General features: G+C 35.4%; 5 protein-coding genes. 1 reads left to right on the forward strand and 4 read right to left on the reverse strand.

Features of this window, described 5'->3' with window-relative positions:
- Positions 1-136: 136 nt before the first annotated feature.
- A complete protein-coding gene (locus ACQKNC_RS20805) occupies positions 137-1522 on the reverse strand; it encodes a UDP-N-acetylmuramoyl-tripeptide--D-alanyl-D-alanine ligase (RefSeq protein WP_427426632.1) in 1386 nt (461 codons plus the stop codon).
- Positions 1523-1658: 136 nt separating this feature from the next.
- A complete protein-coding gene (locus ACQKNC_RS20810; RefSeq protein ID WP_427426633.1) occupies positions 1659-3053 on the reverse strand; it encodes a UDP-N-acetylmuramoyl-tripeptide--D-alanyl-D-alanine ligase in 1395 nt (464 codons plus the stop codon).
- A 149-nt stretch (positions 3054-3202) separates the two neighbouring features.
- Here ACQKNC_RS20810 and ACQKNC_RS20815 point away from each other — a divergent pair, with 149 nt between their 5' ends.
- A complete protein-coding gene (locus ACQKNC_RS20815; protein WP_427426637.1) occupies positions 3203-4408 on the forward strand; it encodes an ATP-grasp domain-containing protein in 1206 nt (401 codons plus the stop codon).
- A 172-nt stretch (positions 4409-4580) separates the two neighbouring features.
- On the opposite strand, the gene ACQKNC_RS20820 is transcribed toward ACQKNC_RS20815, so the two are convergent.
- Positions 4581-6845 carry a YheC/YheD family protein gene (locus tag ACQKNC_RS20820; protein WP_427426634.1) on the reverse strand — a complete coding sequence of 755 codons (2265 nt, stop codon included), beginning with the start codon at positions 6843-6845 and terminating at the stop codon, positions 4581-4583.
- Positions 6846-7289: 444 nt separating this feature from the next.
- Entirely contained in the window at positions 7290-7721 is a 432-nt protein-coding gene (locus ACQKNC_RS20825) for a hypothetical protein (protein WP_427426635.1), read from the reverse strand.
- Positions 7722-7991: the final 270 nt, after the last annotated feature.

Genomic DNA, 7991 nt, shown 5'->3' on the forward strand with positions numbered 1-7991 from the left:
AAGGAATAGAGACAGAAATAAGGCACTTCCTGTTCAAAATTGAACAAGACGTGCCTTATTTTCAACTGAAAAAGGTTCGCTTTTATGAAAACTTAAGTTTTTCAGTGCCCTCCCTTAAGGAGTGCTTCTTTTTCTATTATATATTTTTTAACTGATTTGCAAATTCAATCATAGATTTGCTAGACATTGGACCTTTAATAAGTACAATGGTATTACTATCTAACTTAGGCTTTAGTACATCTAAAACTCCTGTAACATCTTTAAAGCTATGAACATCTGCCTTAGTGCCTTCCTTCAGCGCTTGGTTCGCGATATTTTCTGCCCTATTGCCAATTGTAATAAGCGTATCAATGTTTCTTTTCGCGACCATTGTGCCAATCTCTCGATGATATTTTTCTTCGAAACTACCTAATCGCTTAATGTCACCTAAAATAAGAATTACTTTTTTCCCTTTTCCGATCGTATCTAAAACCTTTAGTGCTGCTTCTACAGAAGTTGGGTTGTTTGTCCATGTATCATCTACTATCGTACTTTCACCGATGCCGTTAGAAATCTCTAAGTGCCGTGCCATCGCTTTGAACGTTTTTAATTGCGAAATAGCGACAGCAATGGAAAGTCCCATTTCCTTTACGGCAGCAATAGCCGCTAATGCATTATATACTTGGTGTTCTCCGTATCCTGGAACAAATAAATTGTATTTGTCATTTGACACTTTTAGTATAAATTTCATCCCGCCTTCTGTGAACTGGATATTCGTAGCTTGATAATCTGACTTTTCGTGGACGCCAAAGGTAATAACCTTCCCTTTAAATTTATTCAGGGGGATCTTTTTAATGTTTTCATCATCACCATTAATGATTAAAGTGCCATCTTTTCTTATTCCTTCTACAATTTCAGCCTTTGCTTTTATATAGCCATCAAGATTTATACATCCATCTAAATGATGGACTCCGATATTCGTAATGATACCAATCGTAGGCTGATAGATCATACATTGGTGTTTAATATTCCCTATATTCCCCAGTCCTAATTCAAAGATTGCTGCTTTTGTATTCTGATTGATTCCAGTCAAGTAGGGTAAGGATTGCCGTGGCTCATTTTTACTGCTGACAGATGCTTGAACATTCCATTCCTTACTAGCTATGTGTTTAATCATTTCTTTTGTTGTTGTTTTACCACATGTTCCAGTCAAAGCAACGACGGGTATTTGAAATAGATTTCTGTAATAGTCCATGAATTTCCAATATGACTGCACAATACTCTTGACGCGTATAACGGTCGTATTCTTCAGCGCATTTTTCAATTCCTCTGATGATTTATCAGAAATGACTAGAGACGGACCTTTTCGATCTATTTCTTGCCAGTTGATTGTATCATTTCTACTAACAAACATAAGTGTATGATTTTGGGTCAGTTCATGTCGGTTATAATAAATTGCTTGTTTAACAGACCATAGTTCAGAACCGCTTATTAATTCTCCTTGTAATAATTTTCTTATATCGGTTACACTTATATGTTGCAAGTTAACTACGCCCCCTTTCTATAAAATATTTTTCTGAATAAATGAACTAATATATGACTATGCTTCTGCATTTCAATTGACTATAGAAATGCTCATTCTAGTAAATGATGAAAAATAACATTTATTTAGGTGAAATCTATTCAGAAGAAGATGTTTTTTTTATTTTTAAATCATCTGCCAACTTCGAAACTTCTTTACTATACATATCTCCTTTAATGAAAAGAATCGTATTTTCATCTACAATGTCTTCTAACAATTTATAGACACGCGTACTATTTTTAAAAATATACACAGGTGAATTCAGTCCTGCCTCAATGGCATGAACCGCTATAATGCTTGCATGTTCCCCTATTGTAATGAGTACATCAACCCCAATTTGACTGATTAATTCTCCCGCTTGTTCGTGAATAATATATCCCCAAGACCCTAAATCTGTAATCGTTCCAATAATGGCAATCTTTTTCTTGTCTTCTCCGAGCGCGTTCAAAACCTTTAATCCTGCCTCCAAAGAAGTGGTCGTAATATTCCATGTATCATCTATTAACATGGAATTATTAATGCCCTTAAAAACTTGAAGCTGCTTATTCAATTTTTGGAATGATTGCAGTCGTTTAGCTGCCAACGAAATCGGCAAATCCATTTCATAAATAGCTGCAATCGCAGCAAGGGCATTATATACTTGATGCTCGCCAAAACCTGGTACAAAGATTTCATAGCGTTTCTTCATGTGATGAACGTTGAACAGCATACCGTTTTTGTGGTAGCGAATATTACTTGCTCGAAAATCACAAGATTCATGCTTACCTACTTTAATAATACTTCCTTGAAACTTCGATAAATCTATTTTACTTGTGTTGATATCCTCAGCATTAAGGATTAATGCTCCTTCGGGACTAATAATGTCCAACATCTCACCCTTTGCTTGGATATACCCATCTAAAGTTTTACAATAATTTAAATGATGGGCCCCAATATTTGTAATAATCCCAATAGTCGGCTTGAAATATTCCCCCGCAAGTCTGACATCCCCCGGTGAACCAACAGCAGTTTCAAAAACGGCTGCATCGGTATGATCATCAATATTCAGTAAATATTGCAAAGAAGCGGTTCTAGAATTACTACTAAGTGGTGTAGATGCTACTTTTAGATCTTCAGAAAGTATATGTTTGATCATTTCCTTTGTCGTCGATTTACCAGAAGTACCAGTAATGGCTACGATAGGGATATCGAATTGATTGCGATAATAATTTACAAATTTCCAATATGCCTCATCTATATTATTTACTTTAATGATGATTATTTGCTCAGGTATTTCATATTCGCTGTATAGTCTATCGGTTACAAGTACTAAAGGATAAAGTGGCTCTAAGTCTTTCCAGTTGACAATACGTTTACTCATAAAAAGGGCGGTATTTGGTCTTTTCACTTGCTTCAGTCGATAAGCCGCATGTTGAATCAACACTTCCTCCGACCCTTGCACTAAATGGCCTGCAGTAATGACTGTTAAATTCTGCACCGTAAGAGGCTTCATATTATTTCCCCCTCCTTTCCTCTCTAGTATATGTAACTTCTTAAAAGTTGCTTGGATGTATACGAGATACTTAACTAGAGGAAAGCTATTTCTTCGCATATATATATAGTTGATTAAGCATCTAAGTAACAATAGAAGGAGTGATATACCTGAAAACGATTATATTTATTGGCACAAACAAATCCGGGTCAAGTCGTGAAGCAACAAGAGCAGCAGAAAAATTGGGATATTTTACCATACTTTTTACTAACAACGAAAAGCAATTACAGCAGAGAAATGCCTACCCAGATATTCATAAAATGATTCTTATTGATACTTCGAATATAAAGATCATGAAAGACGAAATACTCAATTTATCTAAAAATGGCTTTGAAATAAAAACTATCGTTAGTTTCGTTGATCCCTTTGTTCATATTGCCTCAATTTTATGTGATGAATTTTGTGACAACAAAACATCTTCAACAGCTATAGAGATGATGGAGGATAAAGAGAAAACTAGAAATTTTTTAAAGAACCAGCCTTATTCTCCGAAGTTTTTTCTTCTCAAGCCAAATGAGTCCGTTACTAATAACATAGAATTTCCGCTGATTGTAAAATCTCCAAAATCAACAGGCTCCAAAGATGTTTTATTAGCAAACGACACAGGTCAACTGGAGAAACACCTGAGCCATCTACGAAGCAAAAATCCTGGTGAAACAATTATGGTAGAAGAATATATCGAAGGTCCGCAATATTTAGTAGAAGCACTTGTCTATAACCGACAAGCAAATATCATCGGTATTATTGAACAAGAAATTACTCAAGGTAAACGTTTTATCATTACTGGTTATGGTGTTCTCGTTAAAGCTCCTAAAGATATTCAAACCGGACTTGAAGAGGTACTGCAATCAATTGTGAAAGAGTTTAACATCGAAAATGGTGCATTGCACTTAGAGCTTCGTTTAACAAAAAATGGTTGGAAGCTTATTGAGATTAATCCGCGAATCTCAGGAGGAGCAATGAATACGATGCTTCACGCCGCTTTCGGATTTAGTTTAGTGGAAGAAACACTTAAATTATTTTTAGGTGAACGCCCCGATATCAATCCAAAGCATAGAAAGTTTGTCTATACAAAATACGTCATTGTTCAAAGTAAAGGTATTTTAGAAAAAGTTATAGGAAGAAATAGAGCAACTAATTCACCAGGAGTTGTGGAAGTATATGTAAAGCCCAAAAAAGGGGCATTGCTAACTCCTCCTTTATCGATGGGTCATCGTTATGCATATGTAATTGCGGTAGGCGCAACATTAGCGGAGGCTAAAAATAAAGCCTATAAAGCTGCAAAAGAAATAAAGTTCATTCTAAAACCATCTTAATTATCAATTATGCCTCTGGATAGTTGCTTCCGGAGGCTTTAACTTTTTTCAGCACCCTCTTAAAGAAGTTAGAATACTTTCTGAAAATGCTCTCATACAAAGACTTATTTAGCATAAAAAATATCCCGAATAATTGTTTCCTTCAAAAGGTCAATTACTCGGGATATTTTATTTACTCTTGATATTTTTGATCTAAAAATTTAATCGTATCAAACATATTCGTTTTACTAGCACCCTTTACTAAAATGGTGTCATGTGGTTTTATGACTTTCTCTAAGAGTGCATGTAATTCTTCCTTATTGAGGAAATGAAAAATTTTAGAAGGATCCATCCCTTTTGCCTTCGCTGCTGCTCCCATTTCCTGCGTTCTGAAACCATAAGTGATGAATAGATCTATGTCTTGCTCATAAATGTATTCGCCCACTTTACGATATTCTTCTTCCCTCAAATCCCCTAATTCTCGCATTTGACCAATTATAGCAATTTTACGTTTCTTCGCAATATTTGTAAGTACATCAATAGCAGCACGTACACCCTGAGGATGAGAGTGAACAGTATCGTCAATGAGTGTAATGTTATCGCGACAGTTATAAATTGTTAGTCTTCTAGGTGGTTTTTTGAAATTTAGCCCTTTTTTAATATCTTCTGGACTAAACCCTAAATAATCTGCAACCGCAATGGCATTAAGCGCATTGTAAACATGGTGTTCTCCTAAAATTGGGATATACATTGAAATTTCCTGTCCATGCAGCTTTATTTTAAATGACATACCAATGTCTTTATATTGAATATCATAAGCTTTATAGTTCGCTGCGTTACGAACACCAACTGTTAAAATTTTCCCTTTAAATTGCTGTGTCTCTAAATACTTAGAATTATCATCGTCCTTATTTAATATTAATAAACCGTTTTGATCCATTCCATGTATTAATTCCGATTTTGCTTTGGCCACTCCTCTAATATCTCCATCAAAGTTGCCCACATGAGCTAAACCGATATTTGTAATAATACTAATATTCGGTTGAATAATGCTACAGTGATTCGTTATGATACCTGGATAAGCCATCCCGTACTCAAGTACAACCGCCTCATGTGAAGCATTAATTTCTTCTTTATGTTTTTTTGTATGCTCTGTTGTATTCCAATAATCTTTTGACTCAAAAATATTCCACTTTACCGATAAAATTGAAGCAAGGAATGCTTTTGATGTCGTTTTTCCAGCACTACCAGTAATCGCGATAATCGGTAAAGCTTTTCCTTTTGGTAAAACTTTTTCATTTGGTGATGCCTTTTCTTTTGGTAGAACCTTTTCTTTTGGTAATGCCTTACCTTTTGGTAAAGCATTACCTCCAACTGAATCCTTATTTTTCTTACGCTGCAAAATCTCCCTTTTAATTTGGCCTCGGTTCTTAACAAGGTACATTGCATACCTTATAGTATTGATGACCACGTCTAATTCTAAATAAAAAGCAGGAGGGCAACCTGGTCGCCAATTCACTTCATACATCCAAATTTTTCTTTGCTCATCTAAACCTACATCAATGCCAATCTCATCAATAACTTCACCGAATTGTTCCATCTGAATTTCATCTAAATGTTTAGCTAGTGACAGTGAAAAATGCTCTAGCATACGTCGAATATTATAAGCTTCTTCTTTAAATTCCTGCTCTAGAAAAGGATCTAAATAATTTGTAAAACCACCATTGTTAATATTAGGTATAATCGAACCATTAGGTGCAATTCGTGGATAAATCGTCGTTATAACCCATTTACCTTCACCGTTTTTTTGAACATGAAGGCGAAAATCATAAACTTGACCTGATGCTGTTACTGATTGGATATAGGGTTGCACGATAAAGGTGCCTGTAGATAGTTGTTCTCTAATTAAATCATCTAGCTGTGACTTTGAACAAACATTTGTTTCCCTATCCTTCTTTACCTCAAAGTTATTTCTTCCTACTTTCGAAATAAAGTATATCCCTTTTCCCTTCCGGCCATCTATCGGTTTAAATACGACTTTTTCATTAAAAGCCATAAATTTATGGAGTATATCAACATTTTCCACAATCTCAGATGGAATTAAATACTTATCAAATTCCTTTGCTTCTTGAAGCCGCTTCATAACATTCCATTTATTACCTATAGAATAAGTTGTAAAAGGTATTTCCTTTTTCAATTTCTCAATAATGTCCTTTGATACCGATAATTTTTCCGGACTTCCTGCATTATATATAACATCTGGGAAGGGCATCACTTTTTCATGCCAATCACCATTTTCATATACCATTCCTCTAATGTAATATTTATCAAAGTCAACGCTTTTGGGTGTAAAGTAAAAAAATTGAGCCCCTTCAGCTTGTGCAACTGCTGCAAAAGCATATGACTTAAGGACAGTTCTAGGATCTAGCCGATGATGCAGCATTCCGATAATTGTCATTCATTAACCTCTTCCCTTCGTAAAATTCTCTTTCTAATAAATTCAAAGAATACAACGTGCACCTAGACAGATGCTCTAATTATTATGTTATTTTAATAGTCTCAATTATGCCTCGGCATAATTGCCGCTGCCGCTTTGCTTTCGCGCAGAAAACATTTGTCGCTGTCGCTTTGCTTTCGCTACAGAAAACACTTGCCAATGTCGCTTTAATTAGCGCAGATAATCAATGCGTCCGGAATTGGTTTTGTGCTTAGGCCAGCAGATGTTTTTGTGCGAAAGCGTAGTGCTAACGTAGCGGCAGCCACGATGTCGGTCATTTCAGTAATGCCACAGGACGTGGCGTTCTTAGATTGAGTTCCTCAATTCAGCGGATGTCTTTTGTACCGAAAGGATAGCGACAGGGAAAGTTGTTTGGACACTAGCTGAAATAAGTTGAAAATTTTGTCATTCTTTGGGTTCAATAATAAATTTCCTTTTTAACATGTCAGGATTTAATAACTGAATCGCAGAAATGCCACTTAATTCAATGGATTTTTCTGAGGATGTTCGCTCTAATCGGACAACCTCTGCCATTAAATTCGTATCATGCCCACTATAATCATAGGCTCGCAAAAGCGAAACAGTACCTCGACATTGTTCTCTATCAATAGCCTCTATGCGAAAAAACTCTGTTTCAAACTGCTTTACCGTATCCATTAATCTTAAATGAGTACCGTTGTGTGTTATTAAAAAAAAGGGAATCGTATCACTTCCCACTATTTTCACAAGCAGGTGACCAAAGTATTTAGAATGGAAATCCTTTATCACATCCTGGAGTACTTTTATGTCGTAGAGCGCTTCACATAGAAAATGGTTTTTTGTGTTTTCATTATTCATTTCCCCAGCCCTCCTATGTCTTAATGAACTATCCTAAAACTTTGAAACAAATACAAACATATTTAACACCTCTCGCTATAATATGTAGCACTTAGGAATATGACGACTTTTTTCATAAATAAGGATTCTAAAAAAAAGAAAACGTCCATTTTTTGAACTGCACCCCAATTGTTAGACACATCTAACAATTGGAGGTGCAGTTTTTCTATGGCTAAATATACTGTAGAAGATAAATTACAAGCAGTTGAGCGTTACTTAAATGGAAATGAA

It is taken from the genome of Lysinibacillus sp. NPDC094177, assembly GCF_050279145.1.
GTDB lineage: Bacteria > Bacillota > Bacilli > Bacillales_A > Planococcaceae > Lysinibacillus.

Coding starts and splice junctions, on each gene's coding strand:
- ACQKNC_RS20810 (WP_427426633.1), bottom strand. CDS start 3,053: ATGAAGCCTCTTACGGTGCAGAATTTAACAGTCATTACTGCAGGCCAT.
- ACQKNC_RS20820 (WP_427426634.1), bottom strand. CDS start 6,845: ATGACAATTATCGGAATGCTGCATCATCGGCTAGATCCTAGAACTGTC.
- ACQKNC_RS20825 (WP_427426635.1), bottom strand. CDS start 7,721: ATGAATAATGAAAACACAAAAAACCATTTTCTATGTGAAGCGCTCTAC.